This is a genomic window from Serratia sp. N21D137, assembly GCF_047530005.1.
In the GTDB taxonomy this organism is placed as follows: domain Bacteria; phylum Pseudomonadota; class Gammaproteobacteria; order Enterobacterales; family Enterobacteriaceae; genus Chania; species Chania fonticola_B.
Window position 1 is genome coordinate 354,823 of the sequence record NZ_JBLJAJ010000001.1, and the last position, 22,316, is coordinate 377,138.

Annotated in this window: 21 protein-coding genes and 1 other RNA gene; 15 read left to right on the plus strand and 7 right to left on the minus strand. The window is 56.0% G+C overall.

Features of this window, described 5'->3' with window-relative positions:
- The first annotated feature begins 36 nt into the window (after positions 1-36).
- From ACMV5H_RS01510 to ACMV5H_RS01550, 9 genes are all read left to right on the plus strand, one after another.
- Positions 37-486 carry a hypothetical protein gene (locus tag ACMV5H_RS01510; RefSeq protein ID WP_094983177.1) on the plus strand — a complete coding sequence of 150 codons (450 nt, stop codon included), beginning with the start codon at positions 37-39 and terminating at the stop codon, positions 484-486.
- A gap of 130 nt (positions 487-616) precedes the next feature.
- A complete protein-coding gene (locus tag ACMV5H_RS01515) occupies positions 617-1,291 on the plus strand; it encodes a DedA family protein (protein WP_021180653.1) in 675 nt (224 codons plus the stop codon).
- Positions 1,291-1,662, plus strand: coding sequence for an EnvZ/OmpR regulon moderator MzrA (gene mzrA, locus ACMV5H_RS01520; protein ID WP_037376329.1), 372 nt, complete (start codon positions 1,291-1,293; stop codon positions 1,660-1,662). The genes ACMV5H_RS01515 and mzrA overlap by 1 nt, the downstream gene beginning before the upstream one ends.
- Before the next feature lie 227 nt (positions 1,663-1,889).
- The gene (locus ACMV5H_RS01525) at positions 1,890-2,261 is read left to right on the plus strand and encodes a DUF1090 domain-containing protein (protein ID WP_021806937.1); all 372 of its coding nucleotides are present in this window, start codon (positions 1,890-1,892) and stop codon (positions 2,259-2,261) included.
- 164 nt (positions 2,262-2,425) lie between these two features.
- Positions 2,426-2,731 carry a DUF883 family protein gene (locus tag ACMV5H_RS01530; RefSeq protein WP_021180656.1) on the plus strand — a complete coding sequence of 102 codons (306 nt, stop codon included), beginning with the start codon at positions 2,426-2,428 and terminating at the stop codon, positions 2,729-2,731.
- Positions 2,732-2,733: 2 nt separating this feature from the next.
- Positions 2,734-3,153: a phage holin family protein gene (locus tag ACMV5H_RS01535; RefSeq protein WP_021180657.1), complete on the plus strand. Its 420-nt coding sequence runs from the start codon at positions 2,734-2,736 to the stop codon at positions 3,151-3,153.
- Positions 3,131-3,418, plus strand: coding sequence for a YqjK-like family protein (locus tag ACMV5H_RS01540; protein ID WP_094983178.1), 288 nt, complete (start codon positions 3,131-3,133; stop codon positions 3,416-3,418). Before ACMV5H_RS01535 ends, ACMV5H_RS01540 begins: the two co-directional genes overlap by 23 nt.
- Before the next feature lie 278 nt (positions 3,419-3,696).
- Entirely contained in the window at positions 3,697-4,092 is a 396-nt protein-coding gene (locus ACMV5H_RS01545) for a DoxX family protein (protein WP_024528174.1), read from the plus strand.
- A gap of 76 nt (positions 4,093-4,168) precedes the next feature.
- Entirely contained in the window at positions 4,169-5,155 is a 987-nt protein-coding gene (locus tag ACMV5H_RS01550) for a glutathione S-transferase family protein (protein ID WP_414821353.1), read from the plus strand.
- Between the two features lie 239 nt (positions 5,156-5,394).
- On the opposite strand, the gene ACMV5H_RS01555 is transcribed toward ACMV5H_RS01550, so the two are convergent.
- Positions 5,395-6,300: a LysR family transcriptional regulator gene (locus ACMV5H_RS01555; protein WP_021180661.1), complete on the minus strand. Its 906-nt coding sequence runs from the start codon at positions 6,298-6,300 to the stop codon at positions 5,395-5,397.
- Between the two features lie 107 nt (positions 6,301-6,407).
- Between ACMV5H_RS01555 and ACMV5H_RS01560 the strand changes: the two genes are divergently transcribed.
- Positions 6,408-7,109 (plus strand): pirin family protein, encoded by a 702-nt coding sequence (locus ACMV5H_RS01560; protein WP_021806939.1) that lies wholly within the window; start codon positions 6,408-6,410, stop codon positions 7,107-7,109.
- 54 nt (positions 7,110-7,163) lie between these two features.
- On the opposite strand, the gene rnpB is transcribed toward ACMV5H_RS01560, so the two are convergent.
- Positions 7,164-7,542, minus strand: an RNA gene (rnpB, locus tag ACMV5H_RS01565) — RNase P RNA component class A.
- A 41-nt stretch (positions 7,543-7,583) separates the two neighbouring features.
- Entirely contained in the window at positions 7,584-8,447 is an 864-nt protein-coding gene (gene rsmI / locus ACMV5H_RS01570; protein WP_021180663.1) for a 16S rRNA (cytidine(1402)-2'-O)-methyltransferase, read from the minus strand.
- 62 nt (positions 8,448-8,509) lie between these two features.
- Between rsmI and ACMV5H_RS01575 the strand changes: the two genes are divergently transcribed.
- The 4 genes from ACMV5H_RS01575 to dolP are packed head-to-tail and all read left to right on the plus strand — an operon-like array spanning position 8,510 to position 12,100.
- Positions 8,510-10,522: a penicillin-binding protein activator gene (locus tag ACMV5H_RS01575; protein ID WP_059198976.1), complete on the plus strand. Its 2,013-nt coding sequence runs from the start codon at positions 8,510-8,512 to the stop codon at positions 10,520-10,522.
- Positions 10,519-10,872 carry a YraN family protein gene (locus ACMV5H_RS01580; RefSeq protein ID WP_172414006.1) on the plus strand — a complete coding sequence of 118 codons (354 nt, stop codon included), beginning with the start codon at positions 10,519-10,521 and terminating at the stop codon, positions 10,870-10,872. Before ACMV5H_RS01575 ends, ACMV5H_RS01580 begins: the two co-directional genes overlap by 4 nt.
- 51 nt (positions 10,873-10,923) lie before the next feature.
- The gene (gene diaA / locus ACMV5H_RS01585) at positions 10,924-11,514 is read left to right on the plus strand and encodes a DnaA initiator-associating protein DiaA (protein ID WP_021806942.1); all 591 of its coding nucleotides are present in this window, start codon (positions 10,924-10,926) and stop codon (positions 11,512-11,514) included.
- Between the two features lie 10 nt (positions 11,515-11,524).
- Positions 11,525-12,100 carry a division/outer membrane stress-associated lipid-binding lipoprotein gene (gene dolP, locus ACMV5H_RS01590; protein ID WP_021180667.1) on the plus strand — a complete coding sequence of 192 codons (576 nt, stop codon included), beginning with the start codon at positions 11,525-11,527 and terminating at the stop codon, positions 12,098-12,100.
- Positions 12,101-12,155: 55 nt separating this feature from the next.
- Here dolP and mtgA read toward each other — a convergent pair whose 3' ends face one another.
- From mtgA to ACMV5H_RS01610, 4 genes are all read right to left on the minus strand, one after another.
- Complete coding sequence (gene mtgA / locus ACMV5H_RS01595; protein ID WP_059198977.1) at positions 12,156-12,887, minus strand: monofunctional biosynthetic peptidoglycan transglycosylase; 732 nt, start codon at positions 12,885-12,887, stop codon at positions 12,156-12,158.
- The gene (gene elbB / locus ACMV5H_RS01600; protein WP_414821354.1) at positions 12,884-13,537 is read right to left on the minus strand and encodes an isoprenoid biosynthesis glyoxalase ElbB; all 654 of its coding nucleotides are present in this window, start codon (positions 13,535-13,537) and stop codon (positions 12,884-12,886) included. Before elbB ends, mtgA begins: the two co-directional genes overlap by 4 nt.
- A gap of 237 nt (positions 13,538-13,774) precedes the next feature.
- On the minus strand, positions 13,775-16,114 hold the full coding sequence (gene arcB / locus ACMV5H_RS01605; RefSeq protein ID WP_021806945.1) for an aerobic respiration two-component sensor histidine kinase ArcB: 2,340 nt from the start codon (positions 16,112-16,114) through the stop codon (positions 13,775-13,777).
- Between the two features lie 114 nt (positions 16,115-16,228).
- Positions 16,229-17,155 carry a TIGR01212 family radical SAM protein gene (locus ACMV5H_RS01610; protein WP_179248529.1) on the minus strand — a complete coding sequence of 309 codons (927 nt, stop codon included), beginning with the start codon at positions 17,153-17,155 and terminating at the stop codon, positions 16,229-16,231.
- Positions 17,156-17,850: 695 nt separating this feature from the next.
- On the opposite strand from ACMV5H_RS01610, the gene gltB reads away from it, so the two are divergent.
- Entirely contained in the window at positions 17,851-22,311 is a 4,461-nt protein-coding gene (gene gltB / locus ACMV5H_RS01615) for a glutamate synthase large subunit (RefSeq protein WP_414821355.1), read from the plus strand.
- Positions 22,312-22,316: the final 5 nt, after the last annotated feature.

The following is a 22,316-nucleotide window of genomic DNA, read 5'->3' on the forward strand; positions in this document are numbered from 1 at the left end:
TTTTTATCGACTGACTTTGGGGTGGAACGCGAATACATGCGCTGGTTGTTTGCCATGCTTATTGCTCTTTCCTGCTGGACCGGTTCGGTCTCCGGCCCAAAGCTCTATGCAGCACAAACCACAGCCTTAGCCTCCGCGTTAAATGCTCAGGCATTACTTGATGAGCATGTGGTTTCCCCCTACGATCAGGATTACCGTCCGCACAGTGAACTCCGCCGCAAGCCCCTCAGCAAACTACTGCTGTCTTTGCCCCGGATGCATTCCTATCCCAGTTCGTTGCAGGCCCCGTCCCAGTCGGTTCCGGCCTATACTTTAGCAACGGATCTGGGCTACCGCCTGTGGCCTCAACCGCAGGCAGATAACCCAGCCCCTAACCGGTTGCGGCAGGTCAATTGGACGCTGAACTTCCCGCAGCAGCAAAGCAGGCTCGGGGGTTGGAAAGAAAGCAACATACTTTACCGTGGCTCGCTAACGTATCACTCATGATCCGGTGTCGCCCCATTAGAACCAAAGAATAAAGCAACACCGTTCATCATCTTCAGCAGCCGGGGCCTCCGCGAGCTTACCGCCCCCAGCCGCTGAACGAAAATAACAATGACGTTTTTAGGAACACCGGATGGATATCATTAAGCAACTATTGGATGCCTTATGGCAGCAAGACTTTGAAACGCTGGCCAACCCCTCGTTGGTCTGGACGCTGTACGTCTTGCTGTTTATGATTTTATTTCTGGAAAATGGCCTGCTGCCCGCCGCCTTCCTGCCGGGTGATAGCCTGCTGATCCTGGTCGGCGTCCTGGTCGCCAAAGGCACCATGAATTTCCCGGTGACCATTCTTATCCTGACCACCGCAGCCAGCCTGGGGTGCTGGGTTAGCTACATACAAGGCCGATGGCTAGGCAATACGCCTACGGTACAGGGTTGGCTAGCTCATCTACCGGCCCATTACCATCAGCGTGCCCACCAGTTGTTCCACCGTCATGGCCTGTCGGCCCTGCTGGTTGGCCGTTTCCTGGCTTTCGTCCGTACGCTGTTGCCTACCATTGCCGGGTTGTCTGGTTTGAGCAACGCACGCTTCCAGTTCTTTAACTGGATGAGCGGCCTGCTGTGGGTTCTGATCCTGGTATCGGTCGGTTTTGCCCTCGGGAAAACCCCGATGTTCCGCAAGTATGAAGACCAGTTGATGTTCGGCCTGATGATGCTGCCACTGGTGCTATTGGTCGCCGGGCTAGTCGGTTCTCTGGTAGTACTGTGGCGTAAAAAGCGCGCCGACCGTGCAGGGAAAGACGCGTGATAGCCAAACGCCCCCGCTGGCAATACGCACTGCTGCTTTCATTGCTATTGCTGGCATTGGCCGCCGTGCTGGCGCCATACATTTTACGTACGGAAAACGAGCTGCGTATTCATGCGGCTCAGCAGGGTCTATCGTTGCCAGATGGTTTTTACGTCTATCAGCGCCTGGATGAACGCGGTATCCGCATCAAAAGCATTACGCCTGAGGGCGATGGCCTTGTGATCCGTCTGGATTCCCCTGAGCAACAGTTGCTGGCCCGCGAAGCCCTGGAAAACATCCTGCCCCCCGGTTATACCATTGCCCTGAACGAGTCTCCTTTCCCCGGCCGCTGGGTGCGTAAATTTGCACGTACGCCACTTGATCTGGGATAATCCCTTCACATTGCAGGGATTGCCTTAGCGGGCGCAGTATACAGCGCCCCTTCGCATTGAACCGAATGAGAAATACCGGCAGTCTCAACTTTTGGGGTTCTACGCAATTTATGACTATGCTGTTTGTCTGCATGGGTCAGCCGCGTAGGCCACCTATCGCACTGCCCCTTGGGCAGCAGGAAACCGGGAGCATCCTTGTTATCTCCCAGCATTAAGGAATTGAAATCATGAAATTACGCCACACTTTGTTACTGGCTATTCCCCTGTTCACTTTTTCTGCGCTTTCACAGGCAGCGGCCGAGACTTGTGCCAGCAAAGCCCAGGAGATCCAGACCCAGATCGATTATGCCACTAAACACGGCAACAGCCACCGCGTGGCAGGCCTGCAAAAAGCCCTGAGCGAAGTACAAACCCACTGCACCGAGTCCGGTTTACAAGCCGATCGCCAGAAGAAGATTGCTGATAAGCAGGAGAAAGTGGCCGAGCGTGAGCAGGAGCTGAAAGAGGCTCAGGAAACCGGCAAGGCAGATAAAATCGCCAACAAACAGAGAAAGCTGGCAGAAGCTCAGGCTGAGCTGAAAGCCGCGCAGGCCGAATAATTTTTTATATTAGCGGATTTATCGCTAAGAGCCCCATCTGGCGGGATTTTACCAGCCTATAATGACATTGGTTAGTGATATCCACCGGGGATAAGCCCTTTGCTTAAGTGAATAAATCCGCTATGTTAAAAGTCTGTCGAAGTTAATGTTAAGGAGTTATCGAAATGGCACATGATTCACATGCAGAAAATTTACGCGCTGAACTGAAGTCCCTGGCCGATACGCTGGAAGAAGTGCTGAACTCTTCCACCGATAAACCTAAAGCTGAACTGGACAAACTGCGCTCCAAAGCAGAAGGCGCACTGAAAGAAACCCGTGCCCGTCTGAGCGATGCTGGTGACAAACTGGCTCACCAAACCAAGCAGATGGCTGGCCAGGCCGATGATTACGTGCGTGAAAACCCGTGGACCGGTATCGGTATCGGCGCCGCGGTTGGCGTGGTGTTAGGCGTTCTGCTCGCGCGCCGCTGATTATGGCAGAGCAGCCGCAAACGCGCGCTCAGGGCCCCGGTAAAGGGGTCCTGGATATCGCCCAACGGATTGTCACCATTATGGTCGGCATGGTGGAAACCCGGGTGCGTCTGGCCGTTATCGAGCTGGAAGAGGAGAAAGCCAACCTCATTCAGTTGCTGATGATGGCGGGGCTTACCCTGCTGTTTACCGCATTCGGCCTGATGAGCCTGTTAATCCTCATCTTCTGGGCCATCGACCCCGCTTATCGCCTGATGGCGTTGGGCACCACTACCGCCGTTCTGCTGTTCCTGGCCGTTGTGGGGCTTGTCTGGACACTGTCCAAGGCTCGCCGTTCGACACTGTTAGGGGCAACACGTCAGCAATTGGAACTCGACCGTGCTGAACTGGAGGAGAAACATGAATCGCCGCCAGTACCGTGAACGCAGAAAAGAGCAACTCATCCGGCAGATCCAGCAACAACGTCTGGATCTGGCCGTCAACAAAAGCCAGTGGCTGCAAAAGACCGAATCCTTTGATCGCAGCTGGCAGACCTTATATGGTCTGCGTAAATATATGGCTATTGGCTCCAGCGTGATTGCGCTGTACGGCATACGCCATCCTAGCAAATTGATCCGCTGGTCACGGCGGGCGCTCAGCGTCTGGGGCACCGTTCGTCTGATCCGTAACACCCTTCCCAAAAAATAACCGCGCCGTAACAGGTTCAATTATCCCGTTGGTAATCCCTTTTATTTACGTGGATTTTATCCAAGCATGCCTTAACAATCGTTAATTAAATGATTTATAACTACTTTTATCGATTTTTTAATATTCAGATTTTTTGAAAAAATACGACAGTTTTACTTGCTAACAACCCGCAGCATTCCCGTCTAACATTCACTCCATCAACCGGACATGGCGGCTACAGGCCCCCTGGCGGTACCAATGCCAAGATTGGCAAGCAACAACACTTTTTGGAGTTAATGATGAAGAAATTAGAAGATGCAGGTTTGCTGGTTGCTCGTATTCTGATGCCAATCCTGTTTATCGTTGCAGGTTACGGCAAAATGGGTGATGCCTATGCTGGCACCCAACAATACATGCAGTCGATGGGCGTACCTGGCTTCTTGTTGCCACTGACCATCCTGCTGGAGTTCGGCGGTGGCCTGGCAATCCTGTTCGGCTTCCTGACCCGTACCGTGGCGCTGTTCACGGCCGGTTTCACCATTCTGACCGCTCTGCTGTTCCACACCAACTTTGCCGAAGGCGTGAACCAGCTGATGTTTATGAAAAACCTGACCATTGCCGGTGGCTTCATCGTGCTGGCGGTTGCAGGCCCTGGTGGCTTCAGCATTGACCGCATTTTGAACAAAAAGTGGTAAGCTTATAGTATCGACGAAAGGCTCGGCTCAACGCCGGGCCTTTTGACTTTTTCTCTCAGACACATTGGAGGATCTCATGGGACAACTCGTTGATGGCGTTTGGCAAGACACCTGGTATGACACCAAATCCACCGGGGGCCGTTTCAAACGTTCAACCTCACAGTTTCGCAATTGGGTCACGCCGGACGGCGCTGCGGGAGAACATGGCAAGGCAGGTTTTAAAGCCGAGCAAGATCGCTACCACCTGTACGTTTCCCTGGCTTGCCCTTGGGCACACCGTACCCTGCTGATGCGCAAGCTAAAAGGGCTGGAGCAAACCATCTCGATTTCCGTGGTGCATCCGCTGATGTTGGAAAACGGCTGGACCTTCGGCCAGGATTTCCCTGCAGCAACCGGCGATGCGCTGTATCACTCCGATTTTCTTTACCAGCTCTATCTACGGGCCGATCCGCAGTACAGCGGCCGCGTTACCGTGCCAGTGCTGTGGGATAAACAGCAGCAGACCATCGTCAGCAATGAGTCTGCCGATATCATCCGCATGTTCAACAGCGCTTTCGACGCCGTCGGCGCACGAGCTGGAGATTACTATCCGGCAGAGCTGCGTGAAAAGATCGATTCGCTCAACGGCTGGATTTACGATTCGGTGAACAACGGGGTGTACAAGGCCGGTTTTGCTACCAGCCAGGAGGCCTATGACGAAGCGGTGAACGGCGTGTTTGCCTCTTTGGAGCAGTTGGAGCAGATCCTCGGCCAGCACCGTTATCTGACCGGCGATCGACTTACCGAGGCCGATCTCCGCCTGTGGACTACACTGATCCGTTTCGATCCGGTCTACGTCACTCATTTCAAATGCGACCAGCGCCGCATCAGCGACTATCTCAACCTGTACGGCTTCCTGCGCGATATCTACCAGATGCCAGGGATTGCCGAAACGGTCGATATGGCGCATATCCGCAACCACTATTATCGCAGCCATGCCACCATCAATCCGCACGGGATCATTTCGATCGGCCCTGCACAGGATCTGGATGAACCCCACGGGCGCGATGTACGTTTTGGTTGATTGCAGATTGCTGCGAGTCAGGGGAGCCGGCAATCGCAGTTCCCCTCACCCCAACCCTCTCCCACAGGGAGAGGGAGCTGCCCGGTGACCTTGGTTGGCTCGTACAACTTCGGAAAATCGGGAGTAAAAACAAGAAAGGCAAGGTATTACGCAAAGCAATTAACGAACTCGATCGGTCCCCTCTCCCTGTGGGAGAGGGTTAGGGTGAGGGGTCTACACAATGCAAAAATGCGAAGAAGTTACTGATTCTCCTCGCGTGCAAACAGACGCGGGATTTCGCGTAGGAACCAGGATTTAGCCTCGCCCATGCTGTCGCGCCGCCAGGCCATGATAATGTCCGCCTCACGACTGTATTCCGGCCCCACCACGCGTAAACGCCCCTGCTCGATATCCTTCTCCACCATCTGATAAGGCATGGTGGCAACCCCCAGCCCGGCCAGTAAGGCGCGGCGCTTATCTTCGATGGTGCTCACCGTCAGGCGCTGCTGTTTATCCAGCAATTGCACCGTCAACACTGGCCGCTCCCGAGCGGTATCCGCCACCGCAATGCCACGGTATTTCACCCGCGTCAGCTCCGACAGCGGCTCCGGCTCCAGGTGGATCGGATGTTCCGGTGCGGCAACGTACACGCTCATCACCTTATACAGCTTGCGGGTGTTGATTTCAGAAGAGGCGCGAAAGTGCATATCCGGCGCAATAACGATATCGGCCCGCCCTTGCTCCAGCCGCTCCCATGCCCCAGCCAACACTTCGGTAAAGATCGAAACCTGAGTATTGGCCTTCAGCGCCAGCTTATCGACCAAAGGGAACAGCTTGTAGGCAGGGGACAGCGCTTCGCTGACGATGGTGAGGTGGGTTTCCCACCCCCGCGCCAATGCTTCTGCATCGGTCGTCAGCTTGTCCGCCGCCTCGAGCAGTACGCGGCCACGCTCAAGCAGCATGCGGCCAACGTTGGTAAATTTGGTGCGATGCCCAGATCGGTCAAACAGCACCACATCCAGTTCTTCTTCCAATTTTTGCATGGTGTAGCTGAGCGCCGAAGGCACTCGCCCCAGTTCATCGGCGGCGGCGGCAAAGCTGCCACGGCGGTCGATCGCATCCATAACCCTAAGCGCTTCAAGCGTTAACGCCCGATCTCTGGCCATCGAAACTCTCTATCAGGAAATTTGAATATACCGACCAGATTAACTGGCTAACAATCCGCCGTCCAGATGCTTACCATCAAGAGAATGAAATTAGAGAGCCGATTGCCATGATCACATGCAGAACAGCACAACAATGCGGGCAAGCTGACTTTGGTTGGCTGCAGGCTCGTTATACCTTTTCCTTTGGCCACTACTTCGATCCCAAACTGATGGGCTATGCGTCGCTGCGGGTACTGAATCAAGAGGTATTGGCACCGGGTGCCGCCTTCCAGCCACGCACCTATCCCAACGTAGATATCCTGAATCTGATCCTGCAAGGTGAAGCCGAATACCGGGACAGCGACGGCAATACCGTACGCGCAGGTGCAGGAGAGGCGTTATTGCTGGCTACGCAACCGGGGCTTAGCTATAGCGAACAGAACGTCAGCAGCAGCACGCCACTGACCCGGATGCAGCTGTGGCTGGATGCCTGTCCGGAGCGCAGTAACGAACGTGTGCAGCGTTTGAGCCTGCCAGATCAGCCCTATACGCTACTGGCCTCACCAGATGGTGCCCAAGGCAGCCTGCAACTGCGCCAACAGGTCTGGATACATCATTTGAACTTACCGGCGGGAGCACGGCAGACGCTTACTCTGCATGGGCCACGAGCCTACCTGCAATCGATCCACGGTACCGTTGAGGTCAATGGCGACCATCACCAGAGCCAGCGCCTGACCTGTGGAGACGGTGCGTTTATCCGCGAGGAAAACCGCCTCACCATCCAGGCCGAAGCGCCGCTACGTGCGCTGCTGATTGATTTGCCGGTGTAGGGTACAGATAAAGAAAAACCCCGCGCGACTCTCGTCACGCGGGGTTATCTGTATAGAGGGAGCTGACCGGTAAGCCGGGTTCTGTCGTGGACAGTCATTCCTCTAGGCCAGCAATCGCTCACTGGCTCAAGCAGCCTACCCGGGTTCAGTACGGGCCGTACCATGTGAACCCCTATTTGGCCTTGCTCCGGGTGGAGTTTACCGTGCCACGGACTGTTGCCAGCCGCGCGGTGCGCTCTTACCGCACCCTTTCACCCTTACCTGATCCCGCTTGCGCGGGCCATCGGCGGTTTGCTCTCTGTTGCACTAGTCGTAGGCTTGCGCCTCCCAGGCGTTACCTGGCACCCTGCCCTATGGAGCCCGGACTTTCCTCCCCTCCATCTGTCTCCCCCGAAGAGGACGGCAATGAAGCGGCGACTGTCTGGTCAACTCCGGCGCGGATAGTAGCGTTGCTGCGCCAGCAGGTCAACCGCTTTACTGTTCCTGCTGCTCTAGCGCATGTTTATACAGCGCATTTTTCTTCACGCCGTGGATCTCTGCGGTTAACGCCGCCGCCTTTTTCAACGGCAGCTCTTTTTGCAGCAGAGCCAAGGTACGCAGCGCTTCGAGCGGCAAATCGTCCTCCTGCGCCTTGTGCCCTTCCACAATCAGCACCATCTCCCCCCGCCGGCGCATCTCATCTTCCAGCACCCAGGCCAGCAGTTCCCCCACCGGGGCACCGTGAATCGATTCCCAGGTTTTGGTCAGTTCACGCGCCAGCACCACGTAGCGCTGTGGCCCCCACACGGTGACCATGTCCTGCAAACTTTCCAGCAAACGGTGGGTTGATTCGTAGAAAATCAGCGTTCGCGGTTCCTCTGCCAGCGCCAGCAGGGTATCCTTACGGCCTTTGGTTTTGGCTGGCAGGAAGCCTTCGTAGCAGAAACGATCGGAAGCCACACCGGCGGCACACAGCGCGGTGGTGGCAGCACAAGCACCCGGCAGCGGCACGACGCGGATCCCCGCTTCGCGGCAACGGCGCACCAGGTGATAACCCGGATCGTTAATCAGTGGCGTGCCTGCGTCACTCACCAGTGCTATGCTTTGGCCTTCCTGCAGTTTTGCCAGCAGTTGGTCCGCCTTCTGCTGTTCGTTATGGTCGTGCAGCGCAAACAACCGCGCGCTAATAGCAAAGTGTTGCAGCAGCAACCCGGTATGGCGCGTATCTTCCGCCGCAATCAGATCGACGCTTTTCAGTACCTCTATGGCCCGATGAGTCATATCCCCCAGGTTACCGATGGGGGTGGGCACCACGTACAGTGTCGATGCAGAAATAGCTGATTGTTGGTGTTGATTCATTGTTTCATCCGGATTGCCGATTTAATATTGAGCATCTTGAAAAAAACATCACTGGATACAGTATGCTTTCCTCAACATTCCTTCGTACCAAAGCAGGGCGATTAGTACCTGTTGTACTGGCAGCCTTGCTGTTAGCTGGTTGTCCAAGTCAGGTTCCACAAACTCCGCCCTCAAATATCCAGGACGAAGCCAGTGCCAACTCTGATTACTATCTGCAACAGTTGCAGCAAAGCAGCGATGATAACAAGGCTGACTGGCAATTACTTGCGATTCGCGCATTAACTCGCGAAGGCAAACTGCCACAGGCCAACGAGCAACTGAGCACCCTGCCGCAAAACCTGACGAGTACACAGCAGCTTGAGCGCCAACTATTAAGCGCAGAACTGCAGGTGGCCAACAAGAATTTGAGCGCAGCCCGCGATGCGCTGAATAACATCGACAGCAGCGCGCTGTCACCGAATCAACTGGTTCGCCTGTATCAGGCGCAGATCGCGGCAAATCAGGGCCAAGCCTCACTGCCGCTGATCCGTGCCTATATTGCCCAGGAACCGTTACTAAGCGGCCAGGCTCATCAGGATAACCTGGATAAAACCTGGCAAACGCTGCTTGGCCTGAAGCCGGCCGACATGAACAGCCTGGTGATTAACGCCAACGAAAACGTGCTGCAAGGCTGGCTGGATCTGTTACGAGTCTATCAGGACAACCGTCAGGATCCCGATCTGCTGAAGGCCGGGATCAAAGACTGGCAGAACCGCTATCCGCAAAATCCGGCGGCGAAAAGCCTGCCAACGCAGTTGAATCAGGTGCTGAATTTCACCCAGGCTTCGACTTCGCATATCGCCCTGCTGCTACCGCTGAACGGCCAGGCCAAAGTATTTGCCGATGCGATCCAACAGGGTTTTAACGCTGCGCAAAGTGGCATAGCACTCACCGCGCCCGTTCAGGCAATGCAGCCGACCAATAACCCTGACCAGACCGCGGCAGCAACGCCAGACAATGCCAACGGTGCCGTAAGCACTTCAGCCCCTGCGGCGGATACAACTCAGGTAGCCGCAGTACAACCCGCTACTCCTGCTCCGGTACCCGTCACTCCAGCCCCGGCAACCGGCGGGCAGGTGAAGGTCTACGACACCACCAGTCAGCCTCTGCCAGCGTTGTTGGCTCAAGCCCAGCAGGATGGCGCTACCCTGGTCGTGGGCCCGCTATTGAAGGCCGAAGTCGATCAACTCGCCACTACCTCGACGACGTTGAACGTGTTGGCACTCAACCAGCCTGAGCAACCGAAGGACAGCCCGAATATCTGTTACTTCGCCCTGTCACCGGAAGATGAAGCCCGTGACGCCGCCCGCCATATCTGGGAACAGCAAAAACGCCAGCCGTTACTGCTGCTGCCACGCGGCTCGTTTGGCGATCGCATTGCCAAAGCCTTCACCGAAGAGTGGCAGAAACTCGGCGGCCAGACCGTGCTGCAGCAAGGGATCGGTTCTGCCGGTGAGCTACGCCAGATGGTCAACAGCGGCGGCATTCGCATGAGCGGCACCCCGGTGGCCTCACAGGCTCCGGCGCAGCAGTCGGTGACTATCGCTGGTCTGACTATTCCAGCGCCACCAAGCGATATCCCGGCCTCTACCGGCGGTGGCGTGGACTCGGTGTATATTGTCGCCACGCAGGACCAGCTGACGCTGATCAAGCCGATGATCGACATGACCACCAGCTCTCGTAGCAAACCTGCCATGTTTGCCAGTTCACGCAGCTATCAGGCCGGTGCTGGCCCGGACTTCCGTCTGGAAATGGAAGGCCTGCAATTCAGTGATATTCCTCTGCTGGCAGGGGCCAATCCACAGTTGCAGCAGCAAGCCACCGCCAAATTCCGTAACGACTATTCCCTGGTGCGCCTCTACGCCATGGGGATGGATGCCTGGACATTGGCCAACCACTTTGCTCAAATGCGCCAGTTGCCAGGATTCCAGATTTCAGGCACCACCGGTGTGCTGACATCTTCACCTAACTGTGTGATCACCAGGAAACTAACTTGGCTGCAATACCGCCAGGGCTCGGTCGTTCCGGTCTCCTGAGTCAACGCGCCAAGGGGGCGGGCTATGAGTTCCAGGCCCGCCAATACCTGGAGCGCGCGGGGCTTACCTTCACCGCCGCCAACGTGGTGGTACGTGGGGGTGAGCTCGATCTCATCATGCGTGATGGTCAAACCTGGGTATTCGTCGAAGTCCGCTACCGCCGCAACGCCGCCTTTGGTGACGCAGCGGCCAGCGTGACTTACCGCAAGCAACGGCGATTGCTGCATGCCGCCGCCGTTTGGCTGGCAGGGCGAGGAGCCAGTTTTGACACATCATCTTGCCGTTTTGATGTTTTAGCCATTACCGGTAGCCAGTTAGAATGGATACCCAATGCCTTCAATGCGGATTAAACCCTGTTGACCGGTGTATGCCGGCCCTTTGACCTAGTGGATTAAAACAACGTGCTGGATAGAATCAAAGTCTGTTTTACCGAGAGTATCCAAACCCAGATTGCGGCGGCGGAAGCCTTACCTGACGCGATATCCCGTGCCGCGATGACCCTGGTTCAATCGTTATTGAACGGCAACAAGATCCTGTGCTGTGGCAACGGCACTTCGGCGGCTAACGCTCAGCATTTTGCCGCCTGCATGATCAACCGCTTTGAAACCGAACGCCCCAGCCTGCCCGCGATCGCGCTAAACGCCGATAACGTGGTGCTGACCGCCATCGGCAACGATCGTCTGCATGATGAAATGTATGCCAAACAGGTGCGGGCACTCGGCCACACCGGTGACGTACTGCTGGCGATTTCCACCCGCGGCAATAGCCGTGATATTGTAAAAGCGGTCGAAGCTGCGGTAACGCGTGATATGACCATTGTTGCGCTTACCGGCTACGATGGCGGAGAGTTGGCGGGTTTACTCGGCCAGCAGGATGTGGAGATACGTATCCCCTCTCACCGCAGTGCACGCATTCAGGAGATGCATATGCTTACCGTTAATTGCCTATGCGACCTGATTGATAACACATTGTTCCCCCACCAGGACGATTAAAGGAACTGAGATGAAGCTAAGAGCCACATTTGCAGTGCTGTTCAGCGCCCTACTGTTGCAGGGTTGCGTCGCGGGCGTTGTCGTTGGCAGCGCCGCGGTTGCCACCAAAACGGCGACCGATCCACGCACCGTAGGCACACAGGTCGATGACGGCACGTTGGAAGCCCGGGTCGAAAATGCCATCAGCAAAGATCAGCAACTGAAGAAAGAAGCCCGTGTCGTAGCCACCGCCTATCAGGGCAAAGTGCTGCTGACCGGCCAGGCTCCTACCACCGAGCTCGCCAGCCGGGCGAAACAGATCGCACTTGGCGTCGATGGTGCCGCTGAGGTGTATAACGAAATTCGCCAGGGCACGCCGGTCAGCCTGGGCACCGCCTCTTCCGATACCTGGATCACCACCAAGGTGCGTTCGCAGATCCTGACCAGCGATACCGTCAAATCTTCAAACGTGAAGGTCACTACCGAAAATGGCGAAGTGTTCTTGCTAGGTTTGGTGACACAGCAGGAAGGCCAGTCTGCGGCGCAGATCGCCAGCCAGGTTAGCGGCGTGAAGCACGTGACAACGGCGTTTACCTACGTTAAATAATCTCGTGAGTCGGGTCTTGGGGTGATCCAGATACCCCATAGACCCTGTATCACGATCACTTCAGATCGTTCGCCTTGAGAAATCCTTCGCCACCCAACTGGCGCATCTGACGCATAATCCACTGTTGGCGCTGGATCACGTACCCCGAAGGGGCACCGGCCTTGAAACGATGTGGATTAGGCAGCACCGCCGCCAGCAGGGCCGCTTCCGAGGCCGTCAGACGGCTTGCCGGCTTGTGGAAAAAGTGCTGAGCCGCCGCTTCCACGCCAAAGATACCGTCACCAAACTCGACGATATTCAAGTACACCGTCAAAATACGCCGTTTGGTCCATACCAGCTCAATACCTGCCGTTAGCCCAACCTCCAGCCCCTTGCGCAGCCAGCTGCGCCCATCCCACAAAAACAGGTTCTTTGCCGTTTGCTGAGAAAGGGTAGAAGCACCACGGATGCGCGTTGGCCGTTTTTCATTATGGCTGATCGCCTTTTCAATAGCCGCCACGTCAAACCCCCAGTGATCGGGGAATTTCTGATCCTCTGCCGCCATCACCGCCAGCGCCATCGAGGGGGCAATATCGTCCATCGCTACCCAGTCGGAATGCGCCACATAGCCGAAATCCCCACTCAGCCAGGCACCGAGCTGCCGCTCCACCATCACCGCAGAAAACGGCACCGGCAGAAAAGCGAATAGAATGATCCCCACCAGCCACAGGCCAATAACCGCAAGAACGCCTCGTTTAAACCAAAACCACAGGCGAACAATCCACGATTTACGAGAAAACCTTATCATTCCACCAGATCCAGCACTCGTGACACCAGCTTATCAATTCCCTGCGCTGCCTCGCCGATCGACTGGGCCAACATGTAGGCCGGGGTCGTGACAACCTTGTTTTCAATATCAACTACGATGTCATCTACCGCGCAGATCACCGGCTCACCGCCCATGGCATCAATCACTTCCCCCAGATCGGGATCGTTACCAATGGTCAATCGTAACGGTTGATCGAGAACTTTCGGCAACAGCGTGGGCGCAATGCACATCAAACCCATTGGTTTGTTTCTCTTATGCATTTCCAGAATAAGATTAGACAAATCGGGATCCACTGAACATTCCGCCCCTTGCGTGGCAAAGCTGCTCAAATTCTTCGCCGCACCAAATCCACCGGGCACAATCAGGGCATCCAACTGCTCGGCATCGGCCTGTGAAAGCGCCTGAATTTTGCCACGAGCGATGCGCGCCGACTCCAGCAAAACGTTGCGACTCTCTGGCATTTCTTCGCCGGATAAATGATTAATAACATGTAGTTGTGCCTTATCCGGTGCAAAGCAGACCGCTTGCGCACCGGCACGATCCAGAGCCAGCAAGGTGAGCACCGCCTCATGGATTTCTGCCCCGTCATAAACACCACAACCACTCAGTACTACAGCGACCTGTTTCATCGACATTCTCCCAGCCAGGACCGCCGGCAAAGGCAGGCCCAGAGGCGACAAATACTAACTACATCACATATTTTAATGATTCTTCTAACAAGAGCGCTTACATTTGCTATGTTGTTCGCTGTATGATGTATACGAATTTCGTACCACCTGCTCTACCAGAACGCTAAAAACCAATACGCAGGTTAATGATTTCCCTGGTGTTGGCGCAATATTCGCGCACCCCGGCCTCGGCTGGGGTCATTTTTTTTCAGCGTTCTCTACCCAAGCTCGCAGCACCGCCACGTCATTGCGCCACTCCTGCTTCAGCTCATCGACCCATTCTTGCACGTTGTCTTGCCAGGCTGGTAACGTTGGCGTCTGGATCTGCTGGGCCAGCTGTTGCAGATGTTTTAGCCCGACGGAGCCAGCGGCACCCTTGATTTTGTGCCCTTCTTCGGTGATCCCTTTCTCGTCCTTCGCGGTCATGTTGGAATCCAGCACCGCCAGATACCCCGGCATAACCTGTTCAAACATCGCCAGGCTCTGATGGATCAGCTGCGGCCCCACCAGATCCATGTACTGCTCCAGCATTGCGGTATCCAACAACGATTCATTAATCTGCATCGACTTTTGCTCCGTTTTCTTTGTGGTATGTTGGGGTTGATGATCCCAGTAATGTTTGATCATCTTGGTCAAGGCCGGTACCGACAACGGCTTACTCAGCACATCGTCCATGCCCGCTTCAAGATACTCTTTCTTGTCTTTCAGGACATTAGCTGTCAACGCAATCAGCGGCGGCAACGAGCGGCCCGCATAACGCTCGCGCAGCTCACGGGCGATATCCAGCCCGCTCATGTCCGGCAATTGAATATCCAACAGAGCCAGATCGAACTCGTCCGGGTCGAACATGGCTAACGCATCGCTGCCGTTCATGGCTACCGCAACGCTGTTACCCAGCTTCTCCAACACCGAACGCGCCACGATCACGTTCAGTTCGATATCTTCCACCAGCAGGATATGCAACGCCGGTAGCGGCATTTCTTCCACCGCCTGGACCTCATTGACCACTTCGTCCACCGCTGGCGCCTTGATGGTCAAGGTGAAGCAAGAACCGTGCCCTTGTGCGCTGTTTACCGTGATATCTCCGCCCATACTCTGCGCCAGCCGTTTGGAGACCGCCAGACCGATCCCGGTGCCGGTCGCCGGACGCCCGCCGTTCTGGTCTTTGACCTGATAATACATGGCGAAAATCTTGTCTTGCTCATCCTGCGGGATCCCCATGCCTGAGTCTTCAACCTCAAACACGATCTGTTCCTGCTCTTCGCGCCTGACGCGCACCACGATCTGGCCTTGCTGGGTGAATTTCACCGCGTTGCCGATCAGGTTCCACAGGATCTGACGCAGGCGTGTGCCGTCCGTAATGATTTTCTCCGGTAGCGGTAACTCGGGCTCCATCACGAACTGCAGCCCTTTCGGCTGTACCAGCAGGCCGGAGAGGTTCTCCAGATCCGCCAGGAAGCCGGTAAAGTCGACCGGCTGATTGTCCAACTGGACCTTACGCCGCTCGAGTTTATCCATCTCGATGATGTCGTTGAAAATATTACCCAGGGTGATGGCACTGACGTGGATGGTTTTCAAATACTTCAGTTGCTCATCGTTCAGTTCGGTATCGAGCAGAATACGGCTCAGGCCGACGATGCCATTAAGCGGCGTACGAAGCTCGTGGCTGATCGTTGAGATAAAGGTAGTCTTCTCCCTGCTGGCGTTCTCCAGCGCGTCCTGATAGCGCTTACGCTCGGTTATATCGCGGCCAAAGCCCATCAGCCCGTGACGTTTGCCCACGCGGTCGTAAAACGGCACCTTGCGCAGTTCAAAACAGGCCTTGCGACCGTCTGGGTACACCAACCATTGTTCATAGGTCAGGGAGACGTTATGGCGGAATACTTTCTCATCGGTTTCGATGACTTTTTCGGCGATCTCTTTGCTGTAGACATCAAAGGGGGTCAGGCCGATCAGCTGTTTTTCACTCTTGCCGGTCAGCAGCTCCATCGCCCGATTGCAGCCGGAAAACTCTTTTTCTTCGTTGCGGTAGTAAACCAGATCGGGGGAGGCATCGAGGAAAGAGCGTAGCAATGCTGATTGTTGGCCCAACTCCACCTGCGCCTGTTCGCGCTGCTCCATCTCTTCGGTCAGCTTATCCATCACCTGTTGGCGATCTTGCTCCGCCTTGATACGGTCGGCAATTTCCTGATTGAGCTGGCTGATGTTCTCTTGCATCTGCTGGTTCAGCGCGAGATCGCGATTGCGCATCTCCTCAAGCTTATCCACCAGCCGAGCCAGGCGCTGGCGCGACTCCTCCAGTTGCTCTACCACCACCGAAAGGAAATAAACCGCCCACGGCGTGATCAGTAGACCGAAGAAGATGGAGCGCACCACGTCGATGCTTTCCACTTCACCACGCAACAGCATGGTGACCGCCATCTGCACCACCATCGCCAGTATCACCAGCGCTGAAGCCAGCAACAGTGAAAAGCGCACCAGCCCCAGTTTTACCATCAAATCAACGTAGTACTGGGCTAACACCCGGATTTGCTTCATGAGCCATTCCCAACAGACATAATCTCTCAAATCATACCGTAAAATGCGGTTAAGATAAGAAACCTTACTGTGAACTGTGGGAATGGTTGCAATTCGCAACCTGAGAACAGGGTTTTAAGGCTGGTATTGCTGGCCTACGGCCAAAGCCGAACCCTGACCACCCTGCCGCTGAAGATAGCCGCCGACGGCCTGCATGCCGTTCCAACGGTTTTCGCACCATAATGGTGCCAACAGGGTGGGCCGACGGGCGCTGGCCGAGATGCGGTGGTAGATAATCTCCTTCGGCGTATGGCGGATCATTTCCCCGGCGCTGAATGCGTAATCTTCCAGCGACAGCTCGGGTAAACGCCCCGCCTGCCAGGCTCGCGCCATGGTACTACCGGTGACAATATGCAGCGGGTGCAGCTTGATGCCGTCTACCCCGCTCTCAGCCACCGCTTGCAGCGTAGCCAGATGATGTTGATAAGTCTCACCGGGCAGGCCAACGATCAGGTGGCTGCATACCTTCAGGCCGCGCTCCCGCGCCAGGCGGCTGGTCTGCTGGTAACAGGAGAAATTGTGGCCACGGTTGATGCGCTTTAGTGTTTTATCGTGCGCCGTTTGCAGCCCCAGCTCCAGCCACACCTCGAAGCCCTGCTCACGGTAGCCTGCCAGCAGATCGAGCGCCGCTTCCGGCACACAGTCTGGCCGGGTGCCGACACAGATACCCACCATCTCGGCCTGCGTCAGCGCCTGCCGATACATGTTGGCCAACAGTTCGACTTCGGCATAAGTGCTGGTATAGGCTTGGAAATAGGCCAGATAGCGCTTGGCCCGGTTAACCTTCTGCGCCTGAATGGCCAGTTGCTCCGCAATGCTTTGCTGCTGCATCTGTTCATCGGCAAAAGAGGCCACGTTGCAGAAAGTGCAGCCACCGCGCCCCAGCGTGCCGTCGCGGTTCGGGCAGCTAAACCCACCGTGCAGCGTGAGTTTGTGGATCTTCTCCCCATAACGGCGCTGAAGATCGCTACCAAACATATTGACTAATTGCGGCAACTGCATAATCTTGGTGTCTCTCTGTGTTTGAAGGCCGTTATGCTAATAAGAAACGGCTTTTCCCGCGATGACAGGGATCAACGCTTTTCCCCAAAGGCCGCCGTAGGCATAACTATTCATTATTAGTGCAAATAAAATCATTTTTATCTCGATGAAAGTTTCTAATCCTCAGCGCACTGTTAACAGCTTTATGACAAAGCGGTGAAAAATAGTTATAAACAACAATAAATATAAATTTACCAGAATAAAACTCTGGCATTGCCGCCAGCACTAGCATGGTGCAGAGATTCAGGCATTGCACTATAGTGAGACAGCTCACATTTTTGCGGCACTCCCCCTGCCTTTCCATCGAGCCAAAACCGTCTGAAAAAACTTATTTTTCATCATCATAAACCTCATGCAAGCCATCAAAATCCCTGTTAAGCCCATATTTGACCTGCGTATTCTTTCTCGCTAAGTTGGAGGTCCGCTGGAAGCTTTCTGGACGGGCAAACGTCTCGTCATAATTATGCAGTAATTTAAGACTCCCTCTTAAAACAAGTCATTTACCACTTGTGAGAACCGTCACGAGAGGCCATTGATGGAGGGCGGAAAAGCAGATTGGCGATATTAACCTTGCTGATTGGACTTCTGCCTGAAATTGAGCAGGCCCTTCGCAGTGGGTTGTAAGAGTCACACAGAGCCTGGGGAGGTTCACTGATATGCTGTACGATAAATCCCATGAGAGGGACAACTGTGGTTTCGGCCTGATCGCCCACATAGAAGGCGAACCTAGCCACAAAGTGGTGAGGACCGCTATTCACGCACTGGCCCGCATGCAACACCGTGGTGCAATTCTTGCTGACGGAAAGACTGGCGACGGTTGCGGCCTGTTATTGCAAAAGCCCGATCGCTTTTTCCGCATGGTGGCGGAAGAGCGCGGCTGGCGTTTAGCCAAGAACTACGCCGTTGGCATGATGTTCCTTAGCCAGAACGAAGAGGAAGCCCGTGCCAGCCGCCGCATTGTTGAAGAAGAGCTGCAGAACGAAACGCTGTCGATCGTCGGCTGGCGCGAAGTTCCTACCAACCCGGACGTTCTGGGTGAGATCGCCCTCTCTTCCCTGCCGCGTATTGAACAGATTTTCGTAAACGCCCCTGCGGGCTGGCGTCCACGTGATATGGAACGCCGCCTGTTTGTAGCCCGTCGCCGTATCGAGAAGCGCGTCCAGGATGACAGCTTCTATGTGTGCAGTTTCTCCAACCTGGTGACGATCTACAAAGGTCTGTGCATGCCAGCCGATCTGCCACGCTTCTATCTGGATCTGGCCGACCTGCGGCTGGAATCGGCCATCTGCCTGTTCCACCAGCGCTTCTCAACCAATACCGTGCCGCGCTGGCCTTTGGCACAGCCGTTCCGCTATCTGGCGCACAACGGTGAGATCAACACCATCACCGGTAACCGCCAGTGGGCACGTGCCCGTACCTACAAGTTCCAGACCCCGCTGATCCCGGATTTGCAGGCCGCCGCACCTTTCGTTAACGAAACCGGCTCCGACTCCAGCTCACTGGATAATATGCTGGAACTGTTGCTGGCAGGCGGTATGGATCTGATCCGTGCCATGCGTTTGCTGGTGCCACCGGCCTGGCAGAACAACCCGGATATGGACACCGATCTGCGCGCTTTCTTTGACTTCAACTCGATGCACATGGAGCCGTGGGACGGCCCGGCGGGCATCGTGATGTCCGATGGCCGCTACGCCGCCTGTAACCTGGACCGTAACGGTCTGCGTCCGGCGCGCTACGTCATCACCAAAGACAAGCTGATCACCTGTGCCTCAGAAGTCGGCATCTGGGATTACCAGCCGGATGAAGTTATCGAAAAAGGCCGCGTCGGGCCAGGCGAGCTGATGGTGATCGACACCCGCAGCGGCAAGATCCTGCACTCTGCTGAAACCGACAACGATCTGAAAAGCCGCCACCCGTATAAAGAGTGGATGGAGAAGAACGTTAAGCGTCTGGTGCCGTTCGAAGACCTGCCGGAAGATCAGGTGGGCAGCCGCAAGCTGGATGACGCCACGCTGGAAACCTACCAGAAGCAGTTCGGCTACAGTAGCGAAGAGCTGGACCAGGTGATCCGCGTACTGGGCGAGATCGGCCAGGAAGCCACCGGTTCGATGGGTGACGATACCCCGTTCGCCGTGCTTTCCAGCCGTCCACGCATCATTTATGACTACTTCCGCCAGCAGTTCGCTCAGGTCACCAACCCGCCGATCGATCCGCTGCGTGAAGCCCACGTCATGTCTCTGGCCACCAGCATCGGCCGCGAGATGAACGTATTCTGCGAAGCCGAAGGCCAGGCGCATCGTCTGAGCTTCAAATCGCCGATCCTGCTGTATTCAGACTTCAAGCAGCTCACTACGCTGGAAGGCGAATATTATCGTGCCGACACGCTCGATCTGACCTTCGATCCGGCGGAGCAGGATCTGGAACAGACCATCCATGCCCTGTGCAACGAAGCGGAACGTAAAGTCCGTGACGGCGCAGTGTTGCTGGTACTGTCCGATCGTGCCATCAGCAACCAGCGCCTGCCGGTACCGGCGCCAATGGCGGTGGGGGCAATCCAGACCCGCCTGGTGGACAAAAACCTGCGCTGTGATGCCAACATCATCGTTGAAACCGCCAGCGCCCGCGACCCGCATCACTTCGCCGTGTTGCTGGGCTTTGGTGCCACCGCCATCTACCCGTATCTGGCCTACGAAACGCTGGCCAAGCTGGTCGACAGCCAGGCGATCGACAAGAAATACCGCGACGTGATGCTGAACTACCGTAACGGCATCAATAAAGGGCTGTACAAGATCATGTCCAAAATGGGCATCTCGACTATCGCCTCTTACCGCTGTTCCAAACTGTTTGAAGCCGTTGGCCTGCACCGTGACCTGTCCGATCTCTGCTTCCAGGGCGTGGTCAGCCGCATCAATGGTGCCAGCTTCAGCGACTTCCAGCAGGATCTGCAAAACCTGTCCAAACGCGCCTGGCTGAAACGCAAGCCGCTGGATCAAGGTGGCCTGCTGAAGTTCGTCCACAACGGCGAGTACCATGCGTATAACCCAGACGTGGTGAACTCGCTGCAAAAAGCGGTGCACAGCGGTGAATACAGCGATTACCAGGCTTATGCCAAGCTGGTGAACGAGCGCCCGATTGCTACATTGCGCGACCTGCTGGCGATCACCCCGAAAGGCGCGCCGATCCCGGTCGATCAGGTTGAGCCCGCCGAATCACTGTTCAAACGCTTCGATACCGCCGCCATGTCCATCGGGGCACTCAGCCCGGAGGCACATGAGTCGCTGGCGATTGCCATGAACAGCCTGGGCGGTTTCTCCAACTCCGGTGAAGGCGGTGAAGATCCGGCGCGCTACGGCACCAACAAGGTGTCCCGGATCAAGCAGGTGGCCTCTGGCCGCTTCGGCGTGACGCCAGCCTATCTGGTGAACGCCGACGTGATCCAGATTAAGGTCGCCCAAGGTGCCAAGCCGGGTGAAGGCGGTCAGTTGCCTGGCGATAAGGTCACGCCGTATATCGCCAAACTGCGTTATTCGGTGCCGGGCGTGACCCTGATCTCACCTCCGCCGCATCACGATATCTATTCGATTGAAGATTTGGCACAGCTGATTTTCGATCTGAAACAGGTGAACCCGAAAGCAATGATTTCGGTGAAGCTGGTTTCCGAGCCGGGCGTGGGCACCATTGCCACCGGCGTAGCGAAAGCCTATGCCGATCTGATCACCATTGCCGGTTACGACGGTGGCACCGGTGCAAGCCCGTTATCTTCAGTTAAATATGCTGGCTGCCCATGGGAGCTTGGTCTGGTGGAAACCCAACAGGCACTGGTGGCCAACGGCCTGCGCCACAAGATCCGCCTGCAGGTGGATGGTGGCCTGAAAACCGGCGTGGACATTGTCAAAGCAGCCATTCTGGGTGCAGAGAGCTTTGGCTTCGGCACCGGCCCGATGGTGGCGCTGGGCTGTAAATACCTGCGTATCTGCCACTTGAACAACTGCGCGACCGGCGTAGCAACTCAAGATGAAAAACTGCGCCGCGATCACTATCACGGCCTGCCAGAGCGCGTGACCAACTACTTCCAGTTTATCGCTCGGGAAACCCGCGAGATCATGGCTACGCTCGGCGTCAGCCAACTGGTCGATCTGATTGGCCGCACCGAGTTCCTGACCGAGCTCGACGGGATCTCCGCCAAGCAGAACAAGCTGGACCTGTCTCCATTGCTGAAAACTGCCACACCGCACGCGGGTAAAGCCCTGCACTGCACCGAAAGCAGCAACCCGCCGTTCGATCAGGGCGTGCTGAACAAGGAACTGATGGCACAGGCGCAACCACATATCGAGGCCAAGCACAGCAAGACCTTCTATTTCGATATTCGTAACACCGATCGTTCCGTCGGCGCGACCTTGTCAGGGGCTATTGCCACGCTGCACGGCGACCAAGGGATGGCCGCCGATCCGATCAAGGCGCATTTCTCCGGTACCGCGGGCCAGAGCTTCGGCGTGTGGAATGCCGGCGGCGTTGAGCTGACCCTGACCGGCGATGCTAACGACTATGTCGGTAAAGGGATGGCCGGTGGCCGTATCGCCGTGCGTCCTCCGGTGGGCTCTGCCTTCCGCAGCCACGAAGCCAGCATCATCGGCAACACCTGCTTGTACGGCGCAACCGGTGGCAAGCTATTCGCTGCAGGCCGTGCCGGGGAGCGTTTCGCCGTGCGTAACTCCGGGGCAATTACCGTGGTTGAAGGCATTGGCGATAACGGCTGTGAATACATGACCGGTGGCATCGTCTGCGTCTTGGGCAAGACCGGCATCAACTTTGGTGCGGGTATGACCGGCGGCTTCGCCTATGTACTGGATGAAGATGGCGAGTTCCGCAAACGCGTCAACCCGGAACTGGTGGAAGTGCTGGACGTCGATCAACTGGCGATCCATGAAGAGCACCTGCGCGGTTTGATCACCGAACACGTGCAGTTGACCGGTTCATCGCGGGCAGAAGAGATCTTGGCTAACTGGCCGGTTTGGGCGCCGAAGTTTGCGCTGGTCAAACCGAAGTCCAGTGATGTCAAAGCATTGTTGGGTCACCGTAGTCGTTCCGCAGCCGAGCTGCGGGTTCAGGCGCAGTAAGGGGT

Bases quoted from the DNA above. Each gene is read 5' to 3' on its own strand.
- ACMV5H_RS01510 (WP_094983177.1), top strand. From the start codon at position 37: ATGCGCTGGTTGTTTGCCATGCTTATTGCTCTTTCCTGCTGGACCGGT.
- ACMV5H_RS01515 (WP_021180653.1), top strand. From the start codon at position 617: ATGGATATCATTAAGCAACTATTGGATGCCTTATGGCAGCAAGACTTT.
- ACMV5H_RS01525 (WP_021806937.1), top strand. From the start codon at position 1,890: ATGAAATTACGCCACACTTTGTTACTGGCTATTCCCCTGTTCACTTTT.
- ACMV5H_RS01530 (WP_021180656.1), top strand. From the start codon at position 2,426: ATGGCACATGATTCACATGCAGAAAATTTACGCGCTGAACTGAAGTCC.
- ACMV5H_RS01535 (WP_021180657.1), top strand. From the start codon at position 2,734: ATGGCAGAGCAGCCGCAAACGCGCGCTCAGGGCCCCGGTAAAGGGGTC.
- ACMV5H_RS01540 (WP_094983178.1), top strand. From the start codon at position 3,131: ATGAATCGCCGCCAGTACCGTGAACGCAGAAAAGAGCAACTCATCCGG.
- ACMV5H_RS01545 (WP_024528174.1), top strand. From the start codon at position 3,697: ATGAAGAAATTAGAAGATGCAGGTTTGCTGGTTGCTCGTATTCTGATG.
- ACMV5H_RS01550 (WP_414821353.1), top strand. From the start codon at position 4,169: ATGGGACAACTCGTTGATGGCGTTTGGCAAGACACCTGGTATGACACC.
- ACMV5H_RS01555 (WP_021180661.1), bottom strand. From the start codon at position 6,300: ATGGCCAGAGATCGGGCGTTAACGCTTGAAGCGCTTAGGGTTATGGAT.
- ACMV5H_RS01560 (WP_021806939.1), top strand. From the start codon at position 6,408: ATGATCACATGCAGAACAGCACAACAATGCGGGCAAGCTGACTTTGGT.
- rsmI (WP_021180663.1), bottom strand. From the start codon at position 8,447: ATGAATCAACACCAACAATCAGCTATTTCTGCATCGACACTGTACGTG.
- ACMV5H_RS01575 (WP_059198976.1), top strand. From the start codon at position 8,510: ATGCTTTCCTCAACATTCCTTCGTACCAAAGCAGGGCGATTAGTACCT.
- dolP (WP_021180667.1), top strand. From the start codon at position 11,525: ATGAAGCTAAGAGCCACATTTGCAGTGCTGTTCAGCGCCCTACTGTTG.
- mtgA (WP_059198977.1), bottom strand. From the start codon at position 12,887: ATGATAAGGTTTTCTCGTAAATCGTGGATTGTTCGCCTGTGGTTTTGG.
- elbB (WP_414821354.1), bottom strand. From the start codon at position 13,537: ATGAAACAGGTCGCTGTAGTACTGAGTGGTTGTGGTGTTTATGACGGG.
- arcB (WP_021806945.1), bottom strand. From the start codon at position 16,114: ATGAAGCAAATCCGGGTGTTAGCCCAGTACTACGTTGATTTGATGGTA.
- ACMV5H_RS01610 (WP_179248529.1), bottom strand. From the start codon at position 17,155: ATGCAGTTGCCGCAATTAGTCAATATGTTTGGTAGCGATCTTCAGCGC.
- gltB (WP_414821355.1), top strand. From the start codon at position 17,851: ATGCTGTACGATAAATCCCATGAGAGGGACAACTGTGGTTTCGGCCTG.